The following is a 25,280-nucleotide window of genomic DNA, read 5'->3' on the forward strand; positions in this document are numbered from 1 at the left end:
ATATCCATCTTTTTTCGTGTATTTAGATCTTTTTAAAATTTTTAGAACTATTACAATTATGTAACTACATTGCAATCTGTAATATTACGATGGATGTAAAAGTTGAGTAAAACTTAAAGGAATTCAATGTAATATAAGGCTTTATGATGAAAAATTAAACCAAATCATGCAAAAATTAATGTTACAAGGACGTCAGTAATATTTCAAAGTTACAAAACTTGATTTTGTTTGTAATGTTTTGTAAGGAACGTGTAATATACAAAGCGGATTTTTGTGGTATAGTGAATACCGTCGAAAGTTAAACAAAAACATTTTCAATATTGCACAACGAAATTTAATACTTTAAAACATATAAAAAACAAAAAACTTTTTGGAGGATTTTTCAATTATGAAGAAGACATTTATCGCATCAACTTTAGCATTAACATTAGGCGCAACAGGTTACGCAGTATCAGGACACGAAGCACACGCTTCAGAAACTACTAACGTAGATCAAGCACACTTAGTAGACTTAGCTCATAACCACCCAGAACAATTAAACGCTGCACCAGTTCAAGAAGGCGCTTATGACATTCACTTTGTAAGTGGTGGATTCGAATATAACTTTACTTCAGATGGTACTAACTTCTCTTGGAACTACCAAGAAGCTGGTTCTACTTCAGCTCAAACATCAAACACTGCTGTTCAATCAGCTGACTACACAACTTCTTACAATCAAGAAGCTGGTACTCAATCAGTAAGCTCTAACCAACAATCAAGCAACACTAATGTAGAAGCTGTTTCAGCTCCAACTACATCAAACAATGGTTCAAACCACAACTACAGCACTAAAACAACTTCATACTCAGCACCATCAACTTCAAGTGCTTCAACAGGTGGATCAACTAAAGCACAATTCTTAGCTAATGGTGGTACTGAAGAAGCTTGGAACGCTATCGTTATGCCAGAATCAGGTGGTAACCCTAACGCAGTAAACCCAGCTGGTTACAGAGGTTTAGGACAAACTATGGAATCATGGGGAACTGGTTCAGTAGCTAGCCAAACTAAAGGTATGCTTAACTATGCTAATAGCCGTTACGGTTCATTAAGCAATGCAATTGCTTTCCGTCAAAGCCACGGTTGGTGGTAGGATTTAATTTATAACTGGAAAGCCCTTCGAGTTATAAATGATTAAGAGGATGACAATGTCATCCTCTTTTTTTTATGCGTAAAAATGAACGATTAGAATATATTTATATTTCGTGTAAAGTGTTTGATTACCATTAAATACGGGAATTTAAGAAAAACTATATATAGCATATCATTCAGTTTTTTAATCAATTGAATTGGGTGACGAAACATTCAATTCAAATGATATAGATATAGGCTAAGTACGGTAGAAAGTTCTATATATTCATTACATAAATATCATTCTATACGTCTAGAATTGATATTAACGTATAAAAGGTTATGTGTAACAGGAGGTCCATGAATGACAACGGTCAATGAGAGTTATAAATATTGTCATCAAATAATGAAAAAGCATTCTAAAAGTTTTTCTTATGCGTTTGACTTATTACCAGAAAGTGAGAGGCGTGCTGTTTGGGCAGTATACGCGGTTTGTAGAATTATAGATGATAGTATTGATGAAGAACAAAATCCTCAAAAATTACAAGCTATTAAAGAAGATATTCAACTGATTGAGTCACAACAAGTTGATTCTACGGTTCAATTCAAGAGTAATCAACGTATTATGTTAGCTTTTTACGATACATCTCAAAATTACAAAATGGAGTATCAATCTTTCTATAATTTGATAGAATCTGTATTTGAAGATGAACATTTTGAAATGTTCGTTAAAGACGAGGAATTAATGAGATATTGTTATGGTGTAGCTGGGACAGTTGGAGAAGTACTATCACCTATTTTGACTGAACAGCCAAGTCATGAAACATATGAAGTGGCTCGAGAATTAGGAGAAGCATTGCAATTAACTAATATCTTACGCGATGTAGGCGAAGACTTTGAAAAAGGTCGTATTTATTTTAGTCGAGAGATGTTAAATCAATATGATGTAAATATTGAAGACGTTTATCAACAGCAGTTAACTGATAATTATATTAATTTATGGGAACATTATGCTCAAATTGCAGAAAAGGATTATCAATTTGCATTAGATCATTTAAATGTTTTTAAACCTGAAGCAAGATTAATTATCGAACTAGCGGCACGTATTTATAAAGGTATTATAGATGAAGTTCGTGTACATGGTTATCCATTACATCGAAGAGTATATGTCTCAAGGTTGGATAAGTTAAACATATACAGACAAGTTAAAGCTAAATATAATAAATAGGTGGAATGTCAATTGAATATTGCTGTAATAGGTGCGGGTGTGACAGGTTTAGCTTCTGCAGCTAGGCTTGCTGCACATGGTCATCAAGTAACATTATATGAAAAGAATGAACAGATTGGTGGACGTATGAACCAATTTACGAAAGATGGCTTTACCTTTGATATGGGACCTACAATAGTTATGGTGCCTGAAGTTTATAAAGCCGTGTTTGAAGAATGTGGTGAACGCTTTGAAGATTACGTAGAAATGAAACAATTACCATATATCTATGATGTCTATTTTAATAAAGATGATAAAGTGAGAGTGCCTACCGATTTAGCTGAGTTACATGACGCTTTAGAACAAATTGAACCTGGAACGACACATGGATTTATGAAATTTTTAGCAGATGTATATGGAAGATATGAGATTGCTAGAAAATATTTTTTAGAACGAACATATAGAAAACCATCAGACTTTTATAATTTAACATCACTGATTCAAGGTTATAAATTAAAAACACTAAATCATGCGGATAACTTAATTGGTCAATATGTCCAAAATGAAAAAGTTCAAAAAATGTTAGCATTTCAAATGTTGTATATAGGCATTGATCCTAAACAAGGCCCTTCATTATACTCAATTATTCCAATGATTGAAATGATGTTTGGTGTTCATTTTATTAAAGGTGGTATGTATGGCATGGTGAAAGGTTTAGAACAACTAAACCTTAAGCTAGGTGTGGATATACAATGTAATGCTAATATAGAAGAAATTATTATTGATCCTAAGTATAAGCAAGCAGACGGCGTAAGAGTGAATGGCCTAGTTAAACGATTTGATAAGGTACTTTGTACGGCAGACTTTCCATATGCTGCGCAACAATTAATGCCACAACATGCACCCGTTAAAAAATATCCTCCTCAAAAAATAGACCAATTAGATTATTCATGTTCAGCTTTTATGATGTATATAGGGATTGATAAAGATATTACGGAAGATGTATTGTTGCATAATGTCTTATTTTCAAATCATTTCAGACAAAATATAGATGAAATATTTAATGGGGATATTTCCGAAGATCCATCGTTGTATTTATATGTACCTAAAGTAGGAGATGCCACGTTAGCGCCTGAGGGACAGACAGGATTATATGTTTTAATGCCAACATCAGAGCTTAAAACAGGCCCTTTAGAATGGGAAAATCCACAGTTTATAAAAAGTGTTAAAGAACATATTTATCGTAAATTAGCTACTATACCTGCACTTGAACATGTTCAAGATTATGTTATTTCCGAAACGATTTTTACACCTAAAGATTTTGAACAAACGTTTAATGCTAAGTTTGGTACAGCATTTGGGTTAATGCCCACGCTAGCACAAAGTAATTATTATAGACCTCCGAACGTATCTAGAGATTACAAAGATTTATACTTTGCTGGTGCGAGTACACATCCAGGTGCAGGTGTACCTATTGTTTTAACAAGTGCTAAAATCACCGTTGATGAAATCATCAAAGATATTAACAATCATATATAATTCGTTAGCGTAGAGCGTGAGATAGAATTGCTATGACTTTCATATCAATACGAATTCTCACGTTTTATTTATATTAGATACTAAACACTAAGATTAAAAATCAGAATATTGTTAATATTGACAATATTAATCCGCTTGATAGAATGATAATATCTAAACATGACATAGAACATTGGAGATTAAGAAGGCATGAGACGTGAAAATGTCAGAGAGATTGGCGGCAATTCCTGAAAGTTATTTTGGCAAAACTATGGGAAGAAAAATAGAATATGGGCCTCTTCCTTTAATTAATATGGCTGTTGGTATTCCGGATGGTGAAACACCACATGGTATTATTAATCATTTTGCTAAAAGATTGAACGTACCTGAGAATCAAAAATATGGTGCTTTTCATGGTAAAGCATCATTTAAACAAGCCATCGTTGATTTTTATCAGAGACATTATGATGTTGAATTAGATGCAGAAGATGAAGTTTGTATATTATACGGTACGAAAAATGGACTTGTTGCACTTCCAACTTGTCTCGTTAATCCTGGGGAAAATGTGCTATTACCGGATCCAGGTTATACAGATTATTTAGCGGGGGTCATGCTTGCGGATGCTCGCCCTGTCTCATTAAATTTAGAACCACCGCACTATCTGCCAGATTGGGATAAAGTAGATAAAAATATATTAAATAATACAAAGCTAGTTTATTTAACATATCCAAATAATCCAACAGGCTCTACTGCTACCAAAGCAGTGTTTGATGAAGCGATTCAAAGATTTAAAGATACTAATACTAAAATTATTCATGATTTCGCTTATAGTGCATTCGGTTTTGATGCTAAAAATCCAAGTATTTTATCATCAGAGAATGGAAAAGATGTAGCTGTTGAAATATTCTCGTTATCAAAGGGATACAATATGTTAGGATTTAGGGTAGGCTTTGCAGTAGGAAATCGTGACATGATTCAGGCCTTGAAAAAGTATCAAACACATACGAATGCAGGTATGTTTGGTGCCTTACAAGACGCAGCAACCTATGCGTTAAATCATTATGACGAATTTTTAGAACAACAAAATGATACATTCAAGCGAAGACGAGATATGTTTGAGCGTATATTAAGTGAAGCAGGGTTGCCATTTGTACATTCTAAAGGTGGTATTTATTGTTGGTTAAAGACACCACCCGGATATGAGAGTGAATCATTTGAACAGTTCTTATTAAAAGAATATTCCATTTTAATGGCACCTGGTATCCCGTTCGGTGAAAATGGTAGAAACTATGTAAGGCTATCTTTAGCACTACCAGATGAACAACTTGAAACAGCAGCAGAACGATTAGCAACTTTAGCAAATTTATATGGAAAATAGTACATAGGGGATGAAGTTATTATGACTAAAATTAAAATAATGAGTGTGCGTGACGAGGATATTGTATATATTGAATCATGGGCTAAGGAAAACAATGTGGAATATGAGTTAACTAAGTCACCATTGACAGAGGATAATGTCGATGAGGTTAAAGGATTTGATGGGTTATCATTATCACAACAACTACCTATTTCAGAAGCGGTGTTTGCTAAATTAAAATCATTCGGTATTAAACAAATTGCTCAAAGAAGTGCGGGATTTGATACATACGATTTAGAGTTAGCATCAAAATATGACATTATCGTCTCTAATGTGCCTTCGTACTCACCAAGTTCAATTGCAGAATTTGCAGTAACACAAGCTATTAATGTTGTCAGACATTTTAATGCTATTCAAACTAAAATGAAATTACATGATTTTAGATGGGAACCATCAATACTGTCACAATCAATCAGTGATTTGAAAGTGGCAGTCATAGGTACTGGAAGAATAGGAAGTATTGTAGCTAAAATTTTTGCTAATGGTTATGGATGCGAGGTAGTCGCATACGATCCTTTTCCTGATGCGCATATTAAAGATATAGTGTCATATCAAACCACTTTACAAGAAGCTATTGAAGGTGCAGATATTGTTACTTTGCATGTCCCAGCAACTAAATATAACCATCATTTATTTGATCAATATACATTTAATCATTTTAAAAAAGGTTCAGTATTTGTCAATTGTGCACGAGGCACTTTAGTCGATACACATGCGTTACTATCATGTATAGATAGTGGTCAAATTAAAGGTGCTGCTCTGGACACCTATGAATTTGAACGTGGCTTATTCCCTAGTGATCAACGAGATAAAAAGATGAATGATACGTTACTTCAACAACTGATTGATAGAGAAGATATCATCATAACACCACATATTGCATTTTATACAGAAGCAGCAGTGGAAAATTTAATCGTTGATGCGTTAGATGCAACAATGGAGGTTATTCAAACAGGAACAACTCATTTGCGAGTAAATTAAAAAACGGGAGCGATACCCATTAAGGTCGCTCCCGTTTTAATTTTTATTTAACATCATAGCCTTGATCTTCAATCGCATCTTTCATGTCAGAAAGTTGAACTTTATCTTCGTTATAATCCACACGTACTTGTCCTTTTTCTAAATCAACTTCTGCAGCTGAAACACCGTTTATTTTAGCTAAAGCAGATTCAACAGCATTTTTACAATGATCACAACTCATGCCTTCTACATTAATAATTTCTTGTCCCATTTTAATTCACCTCATTTTATTTAATATCTTATCTTCATTTTATAACTAAGTTGTATGACTTAAAAGTAATTGATACAACTTAATTGGATTGTTTTATTTAATGATTCGTTTCAATCTTAATGCATTGGTTACAACGCTAACAGAACTTAATGTCATCGCAGCGCCTGCAATCCATGGTGCAAGTAGACCTAAAGCGGCGATAGGTATACCTGCGATATTATAGCCAAAAGCCCAAATGAGATTTTGACGGATATTGCGCATTGTTAGTTGGCTGATATTGATTGTTTGAGATAGTAATGATAAATCACCACCTAATATTGTAATATCGGCTGCTTCAATCGCAACTTCGGTACCAGTACCCATGGCAATACCGATATCTGCAGTAACAAGTGCAGGGGCATCATTGACACCATCACCAACCATAGCTACTTGTCGACCTTCTTTTTGTAGACGTGTGATGTTGTCGGACTTTTCGTCTGGAAGTACATTGGCAATGACATGATCAATACCGACTTGTTGTGCTATCGCTCGGGCGGTATTGTTATTATCACCGGTCAACATCACGACATCAATATTCATTTTGTGTAGTTTCTGTATTGATTCAATAGCATTATCTTTAATAGTGTCTGCCACAGCGATCATACCTTGATATATATCATCGATGGCAATTAGCATGACCGTTTTACCATCGAGTTCCCACTGAGTCATTTTTTCATCTATATGAGAATTCAAAGGAATTTGATGTTTTGTCATTAATTGACGATTACCAACTAAAATCGTTGAATGGTCAACAGTTGCGGATATACCATGTCCTGGCATAGCATTAAATTCATCCGTATCCACTAATTCGAGATTTTTTCCTTTAGCATAGTCTACAATGGCTTTTGCTAATGGATGTTCGGAAGCGTTCTCTGCACTAGCGAGTAATTGTAGTGAACGTGTATCACCGTCAAAATCAGTTACTACAGGCTTCCCATTAGTAATGGTACCCGTTTTATCCAAAACAATAGTATCAATGTGTTGTGTTTCTTCAACGTACTGACCACCCTTAAATAAAATACCTTTTTCAGCAGCGCGTCCTGTTCCCACCATGATAGATGTAGGTGTAGCTAAGCCTAATGAACATGGACAAGCGATTACAAGTACTGAAATAGCTGCCATAAGCGCGGGTTCGAATTCTCCGACATGAACCACTGTAATCCATATCATAAACGTAAGTAATGCAATACCGACAACGGTTGGCACAAAATAACCAGATATTTGGTCAGCTAATCGTTGAATAGGTGCTTTGGAACCTTGTGCTTGTTCGACAACCTTAATGATATTAGCTAATGCTGTATCATTACCGACTTGTGTTGCTTCCATAATGATTGAGCCATTTTGATTAATCGTTGCGCCAATAACTTTGTCATCCGCATTTTTATCTACTGGGATAGATTCCCCAGTTAACATAGATTCGTCTATAGACGTTATACCTTTAATAATGACACCATCAACTGGGATTTTTTCACCAGGTTTAATAATAATATGGTCGCCAACTAGAACATCTTTAATGGGAACCATTTTTTCTATACCATCTTTAACAATGCGCGCTTCCTTAGCTTGTAAACTTAATAATTCACCTAGGGCATTGGTCGTTTGTGTTTTAGCTTTTGCTTCCAAATATTTACCAAATAAAATAAGCGTAATTAATACAGCACTCGTTTCAAAATAAAGGTGTGGCATATGCGTTGAATGATTGAGCCATTTAAACATTTCATAAATGCTATAAAAATAAGCTGCGCTTGTACCTAAAGCGACTAATACATCCATGTTGGCAGAGCCATTTTTTAGATTTTTATAAGCACCTTTATAAAACTGCCAACCAATTATAAATTGTACTGGTGTAGCCAATATGAATTGGAACCAGGGATTCATCAATAGGGAGGGCAAAGGTAAATGGAATAAATGAACCAACATTGTCATCAGTAGTGGTACTGATAATACGATAGAAAAGATTAATTTATGGAACTGTTTCTTCAGTTGTTTATCTTTATTTGAATATTGTTGTTGTCCTTCTTTAACTTCAGCGTCATAACCTAAATTCTGGATTTTAGAAATAAAATCATCACTATTAACGACGCCACGATAATATGTCACAGTTGCTTGTTCTGTAGTCAAGTTAACCGTCGCTTGAACGACACCATCCATTTTATTAAGGACTTTCTCTATACGATTTGAACATGCTGCACATGTCATACCAGAAATAGTTAAGTCAATACTGTCTTTTACTACATCGTATCCCAAATGCTGGATTTCGTTGACATAGTCATTAGTTCGGTATTGTCCTTTAAAATCATCAATAGTGGCTTGCTCAGTTGTAATGTTAACTTGAGCTTTAACATCATCCAGTTTGTTTAATTTCTTTTCAATTCTATTGGAACACGCAGCGCATGTCATGCCAGTGATGTCTAAAGTTGTTCTTTTGTTTTTATCCATGCGAAAGCCTCCATTTCTATTCACTTTTAATATACCCCCTATAGGTATTTAAGTCAATCGTATGAACTGAGGTATTGTCAGTAAATAGGTAAGAATAACAAAAAGTACAATTCAACCATGCGTAAGACATGAGAATTGTACTTTAATCATCTATATTAACAGCTGATTCGCTGGTATTGTCATTTATATGAGTCATTGGTTTATTAAGTATCTAGAAGAAATCTGATGGAGAGAATTGTTTGATATCAATATCTTTAAGTTGGTTAATATCATAATTGGAAAAGTTCTCTAAAAGTTGTCCATTTTTCATTTGTTGATAGTATTGGTCGGCTTCGTTAATGACATCATGTGTTTGAACTGTTTTAACGACACCTAAGAGGATTAGGACTGCAATAACAGTTTTTAATATCCTTTTCATTATTATCGGCTCCTTTTGGTTTTGATACTATTTATTATAGAAAATAAAGTACTTGAATACATGGGGCTATGGTATTGATGTTACCTCGTACTTCAGTATGATGTTTAAAAATAGGCATGGAAAAAGTATTTAAATCGTTTTGAAAGCAGCTTTATAGGGAAGTTGAATATTGATTAGGAAAGGGGACATGTTATGAATTTATTAGAATTTCATCAACAAATTAAAGGTTATACGCAAAGTAATCAACCAGGTATTGAAGCGGAAATGAAACCTAAGCCAATAGCTGAGTTAAACACATATCAAGCTGCAGGAAAATTAAAAGACAAAGTTGCACTAATAACTGGTGGTGATTCAGGCATTGGACGTGCAGTTGCGATATTATTTGCTAAAGAAGGTGCCAATGTAGCCATTGGTTACTATAATGAGCATCAAGACGCTAAAGAGACAGTTCGTCGTTTAGAAGAATTAGGTGTTAAGGCTAAAGCATATGCACATGATTTAAAAGACGAGACACAATCGCAGCAACTTGTGAAAGATGTTGTCGATGATTTTGGTGGACTTAATATCCTAGTTAATAATGGTGGCGTGCAATTTCCTCGAGATCATTTTGAAGAGATTACACCAGAACAAGTAAAAGAGACATTCCAGACAAATATTTTCGGAATGATATTTTTATCTCAAGCAGCAGTACCGTATTTAAATGATGGAGATTCAATTATTAATACGACAAGTGTGACAGCATATAGAGGTTCAGGTCACTTGATTGATTATTCAGCGACAAAAGGTGCTATCGTATCATTTACACGTTCATTAGCTACGACATTAATGGAGAAAAATATTCGTGTGAATGCAGTAGCACCAGGCCCCATTTATACACCGTTGATTCCTGCAACATTTGATGAAGAGAAAGTTGAAAATCAAGGCGGTGGTACACCAATGGGGCGTCGTGGTCAACCAGCTGAACTAGCACCATCATATGTATTTTTAGCAACACCTGCAGATAGCTCATATATCACTGGACAGGTGATTCATGTTAATGGTGGAGACTTCATGACCACTTAACAAATAGTTAAACGAATTAAATGATAGGATGACGTAATAAATGACAGAAAAAGAAAAAATGTTAGCGCATCAATGGTATGATGCCAATTTCGATTCGGAATTAATCAATGATAGGAAAAAAGCTAAAGATTTATGCTTTGACTATAATCATACAAAACCAAGTCATGAAGACGAAAGAAATGAAATATTAAAGTCACTGTTCCAATCAAATCCTGAAAATATAGATATTGCCATACCATTTGATACTGATTACGGATGGAATGTGAACTTTGGTGAAAATGTATTTCTTAATACAAATTGTTATTTAATGGATGGTGGAGGTATTACATTTGGTGATAATGTATTTGTAGGTCCTAATTGTGGCTTTTATACAGCGACACATCCATTGAAGTATGAAGATAGAAATAAGGGATTAGAATTAGCTGAGCCTATTAGTGTTGGTAGTAATACGTGGTTTGGTGGTAATGTAGTGGTATTACCAGGTGTTACTATCGGCGAAGGTAGTGTGATAGGTGCAGGTAGTGTTGTAACGAAAGATATCCCGCCTAATAGTTTAGCAGTAGGAAATCCATGTAAAGTCATACGTCAAATTGATAATTAATCACATAGTTGTCCATAAGAAGTAAAAGTGGTTCAATGCATTTGCTTCTTGTGGACTTATTTTATTTCGAGTTGAGGTTGGCGATTTAACTGTCAGAATCAAAAAATATTAAGGTTTGATTAATCCGCATATTAAATTTTTGAAATATTAAGATTTTTAAATGAAAGCGATTGCAAAAGTGTAACAGTACATAGTAGAATGTAAGAAAGGTTGAGATAAAATGACACTGAAAGACAGTAACATCAATAGGCATTTATCTAGACCTCAATATCATTAAACAAAGGGTTTGAAGAACTCACTTTAATATTTCATAGGGGGTACGCAATAATGGTAGTAGATTTTAAAAATGAACCAGGTATTGATTTTACGGTTCAAGAGAATGTAGATAAATTTAAAGAGACTTTAAAAAAGGTTGAAGGACAACTTGGTCAAGATATTCCATTAGTGATTGATGGTAAAAAAATTAGCAAAAAAGATCAATTTGAATCTATCAATCCAGCCAAAACATCTCAAACTATTGCTAAAGTCTCAAAAGCAACAAAAGAAGATGTAGAAAAAGCATTTCAATCTGCTAACGAAGCATACCAAACATGGAAAAAATGGTCTCATAAAGATCGTGCTGAATTAATGTTACGTGTTGCTGCAATTATTCGTCGTCGTAAAGAAGAGATTTCTGCAGTAATGGTTTACGAAGCGGGTAAACCTTGGGATGAAGCAGTTGGCGATGCAGCTGAAGGTATTGACTTTATTGAATATTATGCACGTTCAATGATGGATTTAGCTGATGGTAAACCAGTATTAGATAGAGAAGGAGAACATAACAAATACTTCTATAAATCAATTGGTACAGGTGTTACAATTCCACCTTGGAACTTCCCATTCGCAATTATGGCTGGTACAACATTAGCGCCAGTAGTAGCAGGGAATACAGTATTATTAAAACCAGCAGAAGATACACCATTAACAGCATATAAATTAATGGAAATTTTAGAAGAAGCAGGATTACCTAAAGGTGTAGTTAACTTTGTACCGGGCGATCCAAAAGAAATTGGTGACTACTTAGTTGATCATAAAGATACGCATTTTGTGACATTCACTGGATCAAGAGCGACAGGTACGCGAATCTATGAAAGAAGTGCAGTAGTTCAAGAAGGACAAACATTCTTAAAACGTGTTATTGCTGAAATGGGTGGTAAAGATGCGATTGTTGTCGATGAAAATATCGATACGGATTTAGCAGCAGAAGCCATTGTTACCTCAGCATTTGGTTTCTCAGGACAGAAATGTTCAGCTTGTTCTAGAGCTATTGTTCATAAAGATGTGTACGATGAAGTTTTAGAAAAAGCAGTTAAATTAACGAAAGCATTATCATTAGGTGATACAACTGGCAACACGTTCATGGGACCAGTGATTAACCAAAAACAATTTGATAAAATTAAAAATTACATTGAAATTGGTAAAGAAGAAGGTAAATTAGAACAAGGTGGCGGCACTGATGATTCTACTGGATATTTCATTGAACCTACTATTTTCTCTGGATTAAAATCTTCAGATCGTATCATGCAAGAAGAAATCTTCGGACCAGTTGTTGGATTTGTTAAAGTGAAAGACTTTGATGAAGCTATCGATGTTGCTAATGATACTGAATATGGTCTAACAGGTGCAGTGATTACAAATAACCGTGAACATTGGATTAAAGCTGTTAATGAATACGATGTAGGTAACCTATATTTAAATCGTGGTTGTACAGCTGCAGTCGTTGGTTATCACCCATTCGGTGGATTCAAAATGTCAGGTACAGATGCCAAAACAGGTAGCCCAGATTACTTATTAAACTTCTTAGAACAAAAAGTCGTTTCTGAAATGTTCTAATTCATATAGTAATTAAAAGATAAGAAACGTTGTTTGAGTCGCTTTATGACTTAAACAACGTTTTTGTTTTTCGTAAAAATTGAGTGAGAAATTAAGTTGTCATAAATTGTTAATAATATTGGATTAAATGATATTGAATATCAAAGGATATAAGTATACGCTTACTTTAATTAATAATGATTATCAATATTATTTGGGGAAGCGTGAGGTAAATGTTAAATATTAAATCAGCACTAAAAAATAAAAAATATAAGATTAAACAAATTGATATCAATAATAAGGACATGATTTATAGATTGAATGCATTTGGTATTCGAGTAGGTTCAGATATTAAAGTGAAACAACGTTGTATGTTCAATGGACCATGTGTGATTGAGATTAGCGGACAACAAGTGAGCATTAGACATTGCGATGCTTGTCAGATAGCTTTGGAGGAATAGGATCATGAGTCAAAGTTATTGTATTTTAGGTAATCCCAATGTCGGTAAGACCTCCCTCTTTAATAATTTAACAGGTTCTTATGAGTATGTAGGTAACTGGAGCGGTGTCACTGTTGAAAAGAAAGTTGGAAAATTAAAGCAAGAATTAGGAACCCTCGTTGATTTACCAGGGATGTATGATTTATCTCCAATATCTAAAGACGAAACAGTTGTGACAAAGTATTTATTGCAAAATGATTATACAGGAATGATTAATATTGTTGATGCGAGCCAACTCAAACGGAATTTGCAGCTAACAATTCAATTATTAGAACTGAATGTGCCAGTGATGATTGGTTTAAATATGATCGATGTATCTGCCAAACGAGGTATTATGATTGATCATGATAAACTGATGCGTCGTTTAAGAGTACCAGTATTACCAGTCATTGCACGTAATGGTAAGGGTACAGCGCATATGCTTGAAGAGTTACAATATTTAGATCAAGCTCAAGTGCCACACTTCAAATTAAACTATGGAACAGAAATAGAAAAAGCTATCAAAGATATTTGTGCATGTTTAAAAGACGGTACTCATTATACGTCGCAGCAAATGCGTTTTATCGCAATTCAATATTTGTTAGATAATGCGCAAATTTGTCAAACGTTAAATCAGACATTGATTCAACAATTAGAACCAATTAAATCAGCACTTTCACAACAACTCACATTATCTATCCGTGATGATATAGAACAAAAACGTAATCAATATATAGAACAAATACTAACAGACGTCGTGACATATCCAGATGAAGAAAAGCAATTCTTCTCATCAAAATTAGATAAAATACTAATTAATAAATATATAGGTATGCCTATTTTCCTAGGTATTATGTGGTTGATATTTCAAATTACTTTTACCTGGATTGGTACACCACTATCTGATCAATTAGATGATTTTATCGGAGGTACTTTAACCGATTGGGTTAAAGCGGGAATGCATCAAATAGGCGTCGTACCATTTTTGCAAGATTTAATTACAGATGGAATCATTGCAGGCGTAGGTTCAGTACTTGTATTTGTACCACAAATTATCGTATTGTTCTTCTTTATTTCATTGCTTGAAGATTCAGGGTATATGGCTAGAATCGCCGTATTAATGGATAAATTAATGGAACATTTTGGCTTAAGTGGTAAAGCATTTATACCAATGATCATTGGTTTTGGATGTAATGTGCCCAGTATTATGGCTGCACGTAGTATAGAAAATGAGAAAGAAAGATTATCGACAATATTAATTGCGCCATTTATGTCATGCTCAGCAAGACTACCCGTCTATGCTTTGTTTGTAGGGGTATTCTTTAAAGAACATCAATCTTTAGTGGTACTCAGTCTATATGTGTTAGGTATTGTCATTGCTCTTATTGCAAGTACTATTTTAACTAAGACCGTCCTTAAAAATAAGCATTCATTATTTATTATCGAGTTACCTACGTATCGAATTCCATCAATTAAAACATTATGGAGAAGTACATGGGAAAAGGCAAAAGGCTTTGTTAAAAAAGCAGGTACATTTATTTTTGGTGGGTCAGTCGTGATTTGGCTTCTAAGTTATGCAGGTCCAGGTGGATTTAATGTCAGTATCGATCAAAGCTTCTTACACATTGTGGGTTCAATCGTAGCAACTGTCCTACATCCATTAGGATTTGGTACTTGGCAAGCAGGTGCAACACTCGTTCCAGGGTTTTTAGCTAAAGAAGTCATTGTTAGTTCAATGGCAATCATTTATTCATCAAGTGAAGGTGGTCTCGTACATGTTTTACAACAACAATTCACACCTTTATCAGCGTATGCCTTTATGATTTTTATATTATTATATATTCCATGCCTATCAACAGTAGCGACGATTCGTAAAGAAACATATTCAATTAAATGGACATTATTTTCAATGGTTTATCCATTAGCAACAGCTTATATTTTAGCACTAGCATTTTATCAAATTGCTAGATTAATCGTTTAAGGAAGTGGCGTAATGACAATTATCATTAATATTTTGATATTTTTAGCAATATTCGGCTATACAGCATATGTATTAATTAAACACTTCAAACAATCCAAGTCTGGACAATGCGGCTCATGTAGTTCTAAATGTCATTGTGATGATCAAATTAAAAGCACCCAAAGTAAAATTTTTAAATGAAAAAGTTCAATATCTGATTTTTAATATATTAAGAAATGATTGATTAAATATTAATTTACTAGAAAAATGATTAAAACTTTTAAATAGTGATATATAGTCAATAAGCAGAAAAATAAAAAACTATTGGGGGATTTTAATCATGAAAGGTAGTAAGAAATTAAATCAGTTATTAGAAGACAATGAGAAGAAGTTAAAGAAATTATTTAAATATGATAAGAAAGAGGCATTGTCATTCACGAAAGAAGATAGAGAAAAAGTCGAGGATCAGTTTGGTGTATATGTGATATTCGATGGCAAAAAACCTGTCTTTGTAGGCCAAACTGGTGGTTATTCAACTGGATATAAACCGATTCAAAAGGATTTAAATAGCAAATTAGCGCAATATAATTCTAAATCTGATAGTGGCACAACCAAATTTAGACGAGAACTTGCGAAAAGTAAGAAAAAAGATACATCAGATTTAAAAGGTGTAACTGCAGAAGAATACGGATTAACTTTCCAATATATTAAAGTCAAAGATGAACCAGCATTTATTAATATTTTAGAAATTTTAGCTTTAGAATATGCGAAACAAGAAAATATGAAGTTATACAATTTTCAATAATTAGTAGAATTCAGAATATCAAGCGATTGAATGAATAAAGACTAAAGGTGACAGAACCTTTAGTCTTTATTGTTAGTATTTTGATTCAAGTCTTTTAAATATTGTTTATGATAAAAGTTGGCGAGTTTCAAATCATGGACGAAAGAGATGACAGGTCTTATCGTCATTTGTATACTACCGATAACAAAGAGAACTGTTCCAATTGTTACGGTTTTATCGCTAAAGAATAAGAAACTACCAACTAAAAAGACAAGTCCTAATACGATATCATTAACTTGATAAATTGCTTTATAAAAGTTAGTGATTTGATTCGCATGTGCTTCAGTGGCTTTGCTATTAAGTTGGTTATTTGTATTGAAATGTAAATCAACATCATTAGGATGCTTTTTCACAATCATCACCCCCAATTGATTATATAATGGTAGTCATTTTCAAACAACTTGAAATAGAAATAGACGAAATTTGGAGTGATCATAATGGAATATAATTGCTTTTATCAATCCCCAGTTGGCCAATTAGAATTGGTCAGTGATGGTCAAAATTTAACTCAATTATTATTTAGTAATCAACAACAACCAACTGAAAGAGTAAACAAAGCATCGTTACCAATATTTAAACAAGCAAGATCCTGGCTAGATACGTATTTTAAGGGAGAACGTCCACAAGAAACTGTCCCTGTTCAACCATCAGGAACAGCATTCCAACAATATGTGTGGGAAGAATTAAACCAAATAGAATATGGTGAATTAACGACGTATGGTGATATAGCTCAACGTATTGCTAAGAAAATGAATAAAGATAAGATGTCAGCACAAGCAGTAGGTGGTGCTGTAGGTAGTAATCCGATATCAATTATTATCCCATGTCATCGCGTAGTTGGAAAAAATGGTAGCTTGACAGGGTATGGTGGGACGTTGCCTAATAAAATCAAATTATTAGAAATAGAAAATATAGACATGACGCATTTATTTACACCGAAACACACAACAAAGCCATAATAAAAAGCCTAGATGTGGACATCAATGATGATGGTCCGATACATCTAGGCTTATTTATATTAAAAAATGATGTGATATTTCTGATAAAGTTTATTCTGGAACGTGATATTCACGAATATTGTCATTGATTGCTTTTAAATAGAAGATCGATTGATCATTTTCAACTTTATCTTGTTGTTCATCAAATTCTAATTCATCAAAACGTTTAAAGAATGTTTCGTAGTCTTCAACTGACACTTCATTGCGTTGTTTTAACGCAGATTGATGACCTTCTATATCTAAGTGATTTTGATAACCATCTACTACATTAGCGCTAAAGAATTCACCTACTGAACCTGAACCGTAACTAAATAGTCCAATCGTTTGTCCACTTGAAAGCTTATGATTTTCTAATAATGAAATAAGACTTAAATATAATGAACCAGTGTAAATATTACCTACATAGCGATTGTAATAAACCGCATCTTCATAACCTGCTCTTAAACGTTCTTGAGTTGTTTCATCAGCGTCATCAATAATTGATTCTAATGCTTTTTTACCCATTTTTGTAAATGGTACATGGAAACATAATGATTCGAAATCAGCTAATGATTTATTTTCGCGTTTAGCATATTCGTTCCAACTATGTTGGAATGAGCGTATATAAGCATCTTTAGATAATGCGCCATCAACTAATGGATAAGCATGGCCTGTTGGTCTCCAGAAGTCATAGACGTCTTCTGTATAAGCGACAGCATCGTCATTAAGTTGTAAGATGCTAGGATTGTGTGAAATCATCATGGCTACGGCACCAGCGCCTTGTGTAGGCTCTCCACCAGATTGTAAGCCATAACGTGCAGTATCACTTGCAATAACTAATACCTTTTCTTCTGGACGATTTGCAAGATAATCTTTAGCTAATTGAATGGCAGGTGTAGCAGCATAACAAGCTTCTTTCATCTCAAAGCAACGTGCAAAAGGTTGAATACCTAGTAAATGATGCACTTGAACGGCTGCAGCTTTAGCTGAATCAATTGCAGATTCAGTTGCAACAATAACCATACCGATTTTCTTTTTATCTTCGTCTGTTATAATATCTTTAGCAGCATTTGCTCCCATTGATACGATGTCTTGATTGACTGGACTTACAGCCATTTCCGTTTGGCCAATGCCAATTAAAAATTTATTTGGGTCAACTTGGCGTGCTTCTGCAAGCTTTGCCATGTCTACATAAAATTTGGGTACATAAAAGTTAATTTTATCTATACCTATGTTCATAAGGCGTACATCCTTTCAGTTTTAAAAGTAGCATTAGCATCATACCAAAATAATTTAGTGATATACAATGAATATAACAGATTTTCATCTCAATGTATAACAGTTATGTAAGCGTTTTAATAATTGCTTTAAATAGCTTATTGAATCAAGTAGAAATTAAAAAACATAGTGAGCAATGTTGTTATAATTTAAAAATTTTAGAATGTTTTATAAGATTGAGGAAACATATAGACAGTATCATCTAAAAACGCTGACGCCTTTATGGATCATATATTTCAAGTTTTTAGATGAATGTAAACACGTTTGAATGCGAGTAGCGATGATAACTAAAAATGTTAAATAAAGGAGAAGCACAAATGAAAAAGTTAGACAAAGGGTTCCGACATCTTTCACGAGAAGATAAATTAGAACAATTAGAGTCATATGGTTGGTTATCTAGTGACAATCATGACATTCTTTTAAATCATCCACTGATAGATGAAGATATTGCAAATAGTTTAATAGAAAATGTAATTGGACAAGGTACTTTACCGGTGGGATTATTACCCGAAATTAAAGTTGATGATCAACCTTATGTGGTACCAATGATGGTAGAAGAACCATCCGTAGTAGCAGCTGCAAGTTACGGGGCTAAATTAGTAAACAATACTGGTGGATTTAAAACTGTTTCAAGTCAACGATTAATGATTGGACAAATTGTATTTGATGGCGTGACAGATACGGAAAGTCTATCACAAGCCATTCAAGATAAAGAAGCACAAATCCATCAAATAGCAGATGAAGCATACCCATCTATTAAAGCTAGAGGTGGCGGTTATCAAAAGATTGAAATAGATTCATTCCCAAAACAGCAATTGCTATCACTTAAAGTATATGTTGATACTAAAGATGCGATGGGTGCTAATATGTTAAATACAATTTTAGAAGCGATTACAGCACACCTAAAAAATGAATTCCCAGATAAAGATGTATTAATGAGCATATTATCAAATCATGCTACTGCGTCAGTAGTTAAGGTGCAAGGTGAAATAGACATCAAAGATCTTAATAAAGGTGGACGTGATGGTGAAGCGGTCGCTCGTAGAATGGAACGCGCTTCAGTATTAGCACAAGTAGATATCCACAGAGCGGCAACACATAATAAAGGTGTAATGAATGGTATACATGCAGTCGTTTTAGCAACAGGTAATGATACACGTGGTGCAGAAGCCAGTGCACATGCATATGCAAGTCGAGATGGTCAATATAGAGGCATTGCGACTTGGAAATATGATCAAGAACGTCAACGTCTTATAGGTACAATTGAAGTACCAATGACACTTGCAATAGTGGGCGGCGGTACGAAAGTATTACCAATTGCTAAAGCATCACTTGATTTATTGAATGTTAAATCTGCACAAGAATTAGGTCATGTTGTGGCAGCAGTTGGTTTGGCACAAAACTTCTCAGCATGCAGAGCCCTTGTATCAGAAGGGATACAACAAGGTCATATGAGTTTGCAGTATAAATCATTAGCTATTATCGTAGGTGCAAAAGGTGATGAAATTGCACAAGTAGCAGATGCACTTAAACAAGAAGACAAAGCCAATTCAGCAAAAGCAAAAGCCATTTTAGAACAAATAAGACAAGATCAATAAATATAAATAAAAGGACATTGTTTGCAAACTCAATTGCAGTACCAATGTCCTTTTTATATCTTTAATAAATGTAGTTATAATTACGAGCAGATGCTTTACTTATAATTCGTGTCCCATACCCATACGGACGATTATAATTGTATTCTGATATTTTGATATTGCCGTTATTATATATTCTTTCTACTACGGCAACATGTCCGTAATAACCTGCTGTTGATTGCATAACAGCATATCGTCTTGGTGTATGACCAGTAGCATACCCAGAACGTCTTGCGTTGTAATACCAATTTTTCGCATTTCCCCATCGATTAGAAACAGGTTTACCTAATTGTGCACGACGTTGATAAGCCCACCATGTACATTGACCTTTGTTGTAATAATTTTTATATGAAGCTGCTTCTGACACGTGTGTCTGTTCAGCTGTTTGATAAGCAATAGTTCCAGTTAACAAGATTCCAGTAGCGATTATGACACGAGATAATAATTGTTTTAGTTTCATTGTTTTCTCCCAAAAATCGTTTTTTTATTTAGTAACCGTATTCATAATAGATGTAAAAAAGATAGAATACAACATTAGAAACGAATTATACAAGTAACTGTAACGCTACTGAAATAAAAATAGGGTATTTGTAATAATATTTATATTTGTATGCAATTTTCATCATTTTACATTAGATTTATAAGTATAAAAAACTGCCAATAAAGTACGAAACTTTATTAGCAGCGTTCGACGTCATTTAAGACGTTTTCGAGATGATAGACTCCATGTATTCATTATGTTAGATGAATGCTAAATAACAATTAACATAGATCATACATTAGTGAATTGGTTGAAGACTGACAATGCTCTTTTAACAATCGTCATTGATAAGTCTTCAGGACACGGATTAGTTCGAAAATATGACAATATTTCACTTTGGCTCTTCACTTGTCTAGGAAAATTGTTATCTTGATTAATCCAATCAACCAATTCGCCTAATGGTGTGTCATCACCAAGAAAATTTTGCATAAATTCGTAAAAGCTCAATTCCTCACCTCGAATAATCAATTTGAGCCAGATTAAATTATAACATAGTTAACAGAGTGACATGCGATAAATGGCTAAATAAAAATACAGTAATGTGTATACTAATGTTTCATACATATAAAAATAAGTGATATTGTATAATAAAAGAAACAGTTTTTGAATGGGTGAGTTGCGTGGATATTAAACATATGAAATATTTTGTTGAAGTTGTGAGGCAAGGCGGAATGACTAATGCATCGAAGTCTTTATTCATAGCTCAACCTACTATTAGTAAGGCAATTAAAGATATTGAAGGTGAGATGGCAGTACCGTTGTTTGATAGAGAGAAGAGGCAACTTGTATTAACAGATGCAGGCCAGATCTTCTTTAATAAATGTAAGGAAATCATTGCACTTTATGAAAACTTGCCATCTGAAATCAATAGTTTATATGGATTGGAAACAGGTCATATGGATATAGGGCTTTCAGCAGTCATGAACATGCAGACTTTAATTGATATGATTGGTGATTTTCATCAACATTTTCCCAATGTAACATTTAACTTTGTGGAGAACGGTGGAAAATACATTGAACAGCAACTATTAAATGATGAATTGGATTTTGGTATTACAACATTACCTGTTGATCAACAACGATTTGAAGCCATTGCTTTAAATAAAGAATCGTTATGTGTAGTTATCCATCATGAACATCCTTTAGCACAACACCAATCTGTGAAAATGAAAGAATTAATTCAAGAGGACTTCATATTATTTAACGATGATTTCTATTTAAATGATAAAATTATGGAAATAGCTAAAAATGCAGGTTTTATACCCAATATGGTCTCTCAAATTTCGCAATGGAACGTCATTGAAAATTTAATCAGTAATCAACTTGGCATCGCTATATTACCTTATTCTATTACGCAACTCATGAATGAAAATGTACGTGTGCTTAATATTGAAGATGCGCATGTAGACTGGGAGTTAGGTATTGTTTGGAAGAAAGGGAAACGATTAAGTTATGCAGCGAATAAGTGGATTGATTATTTAAGAGAACGCTTAGGGTAAGAGCGTAATAAAGTTCCAATGATATCAATTTTATGAAAGTTGAAATACAAAGATAGCGTAGAGTTCTCCCGTTAATGCGGGGGGACTTTTTACATTACTATAAAGATAGCGCTTCCATAGATTTAAGGAATGTTTAATATTCGAAAAATGTATTTTAATAATAGAAAGATGGAGACTATAATTACAAGTATCACTAAAAAATTGTTGTAACAATTTGGACAAATTTTTTAGAAGGGATAGATCGCATGCATAAGGTGAGAGATTTACTACAACTTTTTGTACAAATCATTCTTATATTACTTATTTCATACATCGGTACCGAAGTGCAGCGCTTATTACACATTCCTTTAGCAGGTAGTATTGTTGGCCTACTCATGTTTTATCTATTGTTACAGTTTAAAATCATTCCTGTATCATGGGTAGACGAAGGTGCAAACTTCCTATTAAAAACAATGGTGTTTTTCTTTATCCCGTCTGTAGTTGGCGTGATGAATGTAGCATCAGATATTACACTAAACTACATATTGTTCTTCTTAATTATTATTTTAGGAACATGTTTAGTGGCATTATCTTCAGGCTATATTGCTGAAACGCTAGTGAAAAGAGATGATGTTGGAAAAGGAACGGATGAGTTATGACGAATATATTACAAGCTACTATCATGATTCTGCTGACGATTGTGGTATATATCATAGCTAGAAGACTACAAGATCGATACAACAATCCTTTTCTGAACCCTGCATTAATTTCATCGATACTCATTATAGCGATTCTGCTTATGTTTGGCGTTAGTTATAAAGGTTACATGAAAGGTGGGGAATGGATAAACCATATTTTAAACGCAACAGTCGTTTGTTTGGCTTATCCCCTCTATCAAAATAGACAGAAGATAAAGAAATATCTATTTGTGATTTTCACGAGCGTGTTAACTGGTGTAGTACTTAATTTTATGTTAGTATACGTAACGTTGAAAATCTTTGGCTATTCCAAAGAAACCATTGTAACAATGCTACCAAGGTCTATTACGGCAGCCGTAGGGATAGAAGTATCCAATGAACTTGGTGGTACAGATACGATTACAGTGCTCTTTATAATAGCTACAGGGTTAATAGGCAGCATTCTAGGTTCAATGCTATTGCGTATGGGAGGCTTTCAGTCATCTATCGCGAGAGGCTTAACATATGGTAACGCTTCTCATGCTTTCGGTACGGCAAAAGCACTAGAATTAGATATAGAATCAGGCGCATTTAGTTCTATTGGTATGATATTAACTGCAGTAATCAGTTCGATTTTAATACCAATTCTTATTTTATTGTTCTATTAAAGGGAAGAAACTCATATAAATAGAAAGGGAGGCTATTTGAAAAAATGGCAAAAATCAAAGCAAATGAAGCATTAGTTAAAGCATTACAAGCATGGGACATCGATCACTTATACGGAATCCCAGGAGATTCAATCGACGCAGTAGTAGACTCTTTACGTACAGTTAGAGATCAATTCAAATTCTATCACGTACGTCACGAAGAAGTAGCAAGTTTAGCTGCTGGTAGTTATACAAAAATCACAGGTAAAATTGGGGTAGCATTAAGTATTGGTGGTCCTGGTTTAGTTCACTTATTAAATGGTATGTATGACGCTAAAATGGATAGCGTTCCTCAATTGATTATTTCTGGTCAAACAAACGATAGTCTTTTAGGTACAGGTGCGTTCCAAGAAACTAACTTATCTAAGTTATGTGAAGATGTAGCGGTTTACAATCACCAAATTCAAAAAGGCGACAATGTATTTGAGGTTGTTAACGAAGCAATCCGTACTGCTTATGAGAAAAAAGGTGTAGCTGTTGTTATTTGCCCTAACGATCTTTTAACTCAAAACATTAAAGATACAACTGATAAACCAGTTAACACAACTAAACCAAAAGCAATTGCACCTAAATTCAAAAACATCAAAAAAGCTGCTAAATTAATCAATAAAAGTAAAAAACCAGTTGTACTTTTCGGTGTTGGTGCACAACATGCGAAAGATGAATTACGTGAATTTGTAGAAATGGCTAAAATCCCAGTTATTCACACATTACCAGCAAAAGCAATTATTGCTGATGATCACCCATATAACTTAGGTAACCTAGGTCAAATTGGTACTAAAGCATCTTATCAAACAATTCAAGATGCAGATTTATTAATCATGATTGGTACTAACTTCCCATTCGTTAAATATTTACCTAAGAAAAATATTAAAGCGATCCAAATCGATACTAAAGAAGAAAACATCAGTCACCGTTTCGACATCAATGTTGGTATCTTAGGCGACAGTAAAATTGCGTTACAACAATTAACTGAAAATATTAAACATGTTGCTAAACGTCCATTCTTAGACAAAGCATTAGATCGTAAAGCTGTTTGGGATAAATGGATGGAACAAGACTTAAACAACAATAACTCACCATTACGTCCAGAACGTTTAATGAAAGCAATCAATGATAACTTAAAAGAAGATGCAATTGTATCTGCAGATGTTGGTACATCAACTGTATGGTCAACACGTTACCTAAACTTAGGTGTTAATAATAAATTCATCATCTCAAGTTGGTTAGGTACAATGGGTTGTGCACTTCCAGGTGCTATGGCATCTAAAATTGCATACCCAAATCGTCAAGCTGTAGCTATTGCTGGTGACGGTGCATTCCAAATGGTTATGCAAGACTTTGCAACAGCAGTTCAATACGATTTACCATTAACAATTTTCGTATTAAACAATAAACAATTAGCGTTCATTAAATATGAACAACAAGCTGCTGGTGAATTAGAATATGCCATTGATTTCTCTGATATGGATCACGCTAAATTCGCTGAAGCTGCAGGCGGTAAAGGTTATACAGTTAGAGACGTTAGTCGTTTAGATGATATTGTAGAAGAAGCTATGTCACAAGACGTACCAACTATCGTTGACGTACATGTAGACCCTAACGCTGCACCATTACCAGGTAAAATTGTTAATGCAGAAGCACTTGGTTATGGTAAATGGGCATACAGATCTATCACTGAAGATAAACACTTAGACTTAGATCAAATCCCACCAATCTCAGTAGCAACTAAACGTTTCTTATAATATAAATAGAAGCAAAGTTCATAAACTCAGCCAAAATAACTTGGCTGAGTTTTTTTGGAATTCCTAT

At 34.0% G+C, this 25,280-nt stretch carries 25 protein-coding genes; 18 read left to right on the forward strand and 7 right to left on the reverse strand.

Features of this window, described 5'->3' with window-relative positions:
- The first annotated feature begins 388 nt into the window (after nt 1-388).
- The 5 genes from EL082_RS01460 (at nt 389) to EL082_RS01480 (ending at nt 6,230) form a co-directional block, all read left to right on the forward strand.
- Nucleotides 389-1,129 (forward strand): aggregation-promoting factor C-terminal-like domain-containing protein, encoded by a 741-nt coding sequence (locus tag EL082_RS01460; RefSeq protein WP_050969398.1) that lies wholly within the window; start codon nt 389-391, stop codon nt 1,127-1,129.
- Nucleotides 1,130-1,471: 342 nt separating this feature from the next.
- Nucleotides 1,472-2,335, forward strand: coding sequence for a phytoene/squalene synthase family protein (locus EL082_RS01465; protein WP_002467051.1), 864 nt, complete (start codon nt 1,472-1,474; stop codon nt 2,333-2,335).
- Between the two features lie 12 nt (nt 2,336-2,347).
- Nucleotides 2,348-3,853, forward strand: coding sequence for a phytoene desaturase family protein (locus EL082_RS01470; protein ID WP_103286202.1), 1,506 nt, complete (start codon nt 2,348-2,350; stop codon nt 3,851-3,853).
- 202 nt (nt 3,854-4,055) lie between these two features.
- A complete protein-coding gene (locus tag EL082_RS01475; RefSeq protein WP_180991091.1) occupies nt 4,056-5,210 on the forward strand; it encodes an aminotransferase class I/II-fold pyridoxal phosphate-dependent enzyme in 1,155 nt (384 codons plus the stop codon).
- A 21-nt stretch (nt 5,211-5,231) separates the two neighbouring features.
- Nucleotides 5,232-6,230: a D-lactate dehydrogenase gene (locus tag EL082_RS01480; protein WP_002466927.1), complete on the forward strand. Its 999-nt coding sequence runs from the start codon at nt 5,232-5,234 to the stop codon at nt 6,228-6,230.
- 43 nt (nt 6,231-6,273) lie between these two features.
- Here EL082_RS01480 and copZ read toward each other — a convergent pair whose 3' ends face one another.
- From copZ to EL082_RS01495, 3 genes are all read right to left on the reverse strand, one after another.
- Nucleotides 6,274-6,480 (reverse strand): copper chaperone CopZ, encoded by a 207-nt coding sequence (gene copZ / locus EL082_RS01485; RefSeq protein WP_002466956.1) that lies wholly within the window; start codon nt 6,478-6,480, stop codon nt 6,274-6,276.
- Between the two features lie 93 nt (nt 6,481-6,573).
- Complete coding sequence (locus EL082_RS01490; protein WP_002466933.1) at nt 6,574-8,958, reverse strand: heavy metal translocating P-type ATPase; 2,385 nt, start codon at nt 8,956-8,958, stop codon at nt 6,574-6,576.
- Between the two features lie 211 nt (nt 8,959-9,169).
- A complete protein-coding gene (locus EL082_RS01495; protein ID WP_002466979.1) occupies nt 9,170-9,376 on the reverse strand; it encodes a hypothetical protein in 207 nt (68 codons plus the stop codon).
- 192 nt (nt 9,377-9,568) lie between these two features.
- On the opposite strand from EL082_RS01495, the gene EL082_RS01500 reads away from it, so the two are divergent.
- From EL082_RS01500 to EL082_RS01530, 7 genes are all read left to right on the forward strand, one after another.
- A complete protein-coding gene (locus tag EL082_RS01500) occupies nt 9,569-10,438 on the forward strand; it encodes an SDR family oxidoreductase (RefSeq protein WP_002466929.1) in 870 nt (289 codons plus the stop codon).
- Between the two features lie 40 nt (nt 10,439-10,478).
- Nucleotides 10,479-11,039 (forward strand): sugar O-acetyltransferase, encoded by a 561-nt coding sequence (locus EL082_RS01505; protein WP_103286200.1) that lies wholly within the window; start codon nt 10,479-10,481, stop codon nt 11,037-11,039.
- 327 nt (nt 11,040-11,366) lie between these two features.
- Entirely contained in the window at nt 11,367-12,911 is a 1,545-nt protein-coding gene (gene pruA, locus EL082_RS01510; protein WP_002466954.1) for an L-glutamate gamma-semialdehyde dehydrogenase, read from the forward strand.
- Nucleotides 12,912-13,123: 212 nt separating this feature from the next.
- Complete coding sequence (locus EL082_RS01515) at nt 13,124-13,351, forward strand: FeoA family protein (RefSeq protein WP_002466951.1); 228 nt, start codon at nt 13,124-13,126, stop codon at nt 13,349-13,351.
- Nucleotides 13,352-13,355: 4 nt separating this feature from the next.
- Complete coding sequence (feoB, locus tag EL082_RS01520; RefSeq protein WP_103286199.1) at nt 13,356-15,350, forward strand: ferrous iron transport protein B; 1,995 nt, start codon at nt 13,356-13,358, stop codon at nt 15,348-15,350.
- Between the two features lie 12 nt (nt 15,351-15,362).
- Nucleotides 15,363-15,530 (forward strand): FeoB-associated Cys-rich membrane protein, encoded by a 168-nt coding sequence (locus tag EL082_RS01525; protein WP_019236086.1) that lies wholly within the window; start codon nt 15,363-15,365, stop codon nt 15,528-15,530.
- A 139-nt stretch (nt 15,531-15,669) separates the two neighbouring features.
- Nucleotides 15,670-16,134, forward strand: a complete 465-nt coding sequence (locus EL082_RS01530; RefSeq protein ID WP_002466977.1) for a hypothetical protein — start codon at nt 15,670-15,672, stop codon at nt 16,132-16,134.
- Between the two features lie 59 nt (nt 16,135-16,193).
- Here EL082_RS01530 and EL082_RS01535 read toward each other — a convergent pair whose 3' ends face one another.
- Nucleotides 16,194-16,532 (reverse strand): YrhK family protein, encoded by a 339-nt coding sequence (locus EL082_RS01535; protein WP_002450138.1) that lies wholly within the window; start codon nt 16,530-16,532, stop codon nt 16,194-16,196.
- Nucleotides 16,533-16,610: 78 nt separating this feature from the next.
- On the opposite strand from EL082_RS01535, the gene EL082_RS01540 reads away from it, so the two are divergent.
- Nucleotides 16,611-17,132, forward strand: a complete 522-nt coding sequence (locus tag EL082_RS01540) for a methylated-DNA--[protein]-cysteine S-methyltransferase (RefSeq protein ID WP_002466938.1) — start codon at nt 16,611-16,613, stop codon at nt 17,130-17,132.
- Between the two features lie 90 nt (nt 17,133-17,222).
- Here the strand turns inward: EL082_RS01540 and EL082_RS01545 are convergent, their stop codons facing one another.
- On the reverse strand, nt 17,223-18,389 hold the full coding sequence (locus EL082_RS01545) for a hydroxymethylglutaryl-CoA synthase (RefSeq protein ID WP_019236084.1): 1,167 nt from the start codon (nt 18,387-18,389) through the stop codon (nt 17,223-17,225).
- 356 nt (nt 18,390-18,745) lie between these two features.
- On the opposite strand from EL082_RS01545, the gene EL082_RS01550 reads away from it, so the two are divergent.
- Complete coding sequence (locus tag EL082_RS01550; protein WP_103286198.1) at nt 18,746-20,026, forward strand: hydroxymethylglutaryl-CoA reductase, degradative; 1,281 nt, start codon at nt 18,746-18,748, stop codon at nt 20,024-20,026.
- 61 nt (nt 20,027-20,087) lie between these two features.
- Here EL082_RS01550 and EL082_RS01555 read toward each other — a convergent pair whose 3' ends face one another.
- Nucleotides 20,088-20,525, reverse strand: coding sequence for a CHAP domain-containing protein (locus tag EL082_RS01555; protein ID WP_002450134.1), 438 nt, complete (start codon nt 20,523-20,525; stop codon nt 20,088-20,090).
- A gap of 312 nt (nt 20,526-20,837) precedes the next feature.
- A complete protein-coding gene (locus EL082_RS01560; protein ID WP_002450133.1) occupies nt 20,838-21,053 on the reverse strand; it encodes a sterile alpha motif-like domain-containing protein in 216 nt (71 codons plus the stop codon).
- 173 nt (nt 21,054-21,226) lie between these two features.
- Between EL082_RS01560 and cidR the strand changes: the two genes are divergently transcribed.
- The 4 genes from cidR to EL082_RS01580 all read left to right on the forward strand — a co-directional run bounded on the left by cidR (nt 21,227) and on the right by EL082_RS01580 (nt 25,213).
- Complete coding sequence (gene cidR, locus EL082_RS01565; RefSeq protein ID WP_002466936.1) at nt 21,227-22,105, forward strand: cidABC operon transcriptional activator CidR; 879 nt, start codon at nt 21,227-21,229, stop codon at nt 22,103-22,105.
- 245 nt (nt 22,106-22,350) lie between these two features.
- On the forward strand, nt 22,351-22,743 hold the full coding sequence (locus tag EL082_RS01570; protein ID WP_002466955.1) for a CidA/LrgA family protein: 393 nt from the start codon (nt 22,351-22,353) through the stop codon (nt 22,741-22,743).
- Nucleotides 22,740-23,429: an LrgB family protein gene (locus EL082_RS01575; RefSeq protein ID WP_002466957.1), complete on the forward strand. Its 690-nt coding sequence runs from the start codon at nt 22,740-22,742 to the stop codon at nt 23,427-23,429. The genes EL082_RS01570 and EL082_RS01575 overlap by 4 nt, the downstream gene beginning before the upstream one ends.
- A gap of 44 nt (nt 23,430-23,473) precedes the next feature.
- The gene (locus EL082_RS01580; protein WP_002466921.1) at nt 23,474-25,213 is read left to right on the forward strand and encodes a pyruvate oxidase; all 1,740 of its coding nucleotides are present in this window, start codon (nt 23,474-23,476) and stop codon (nt 25,211-25,213) included.
- Nucleotides 25,214-25,280: the final 67 nt, after the last annotated feature.

This window comes from Staphylococcus warneri (assembly GCF_900636385.1).
In the GTDB taxonomy this organism is placed as follows: Bacteria; Bacillota; Bacilli; order Staphylococcales; family Staphylococcaceae; genus Staphylococcus; species Staphylococcus warneri.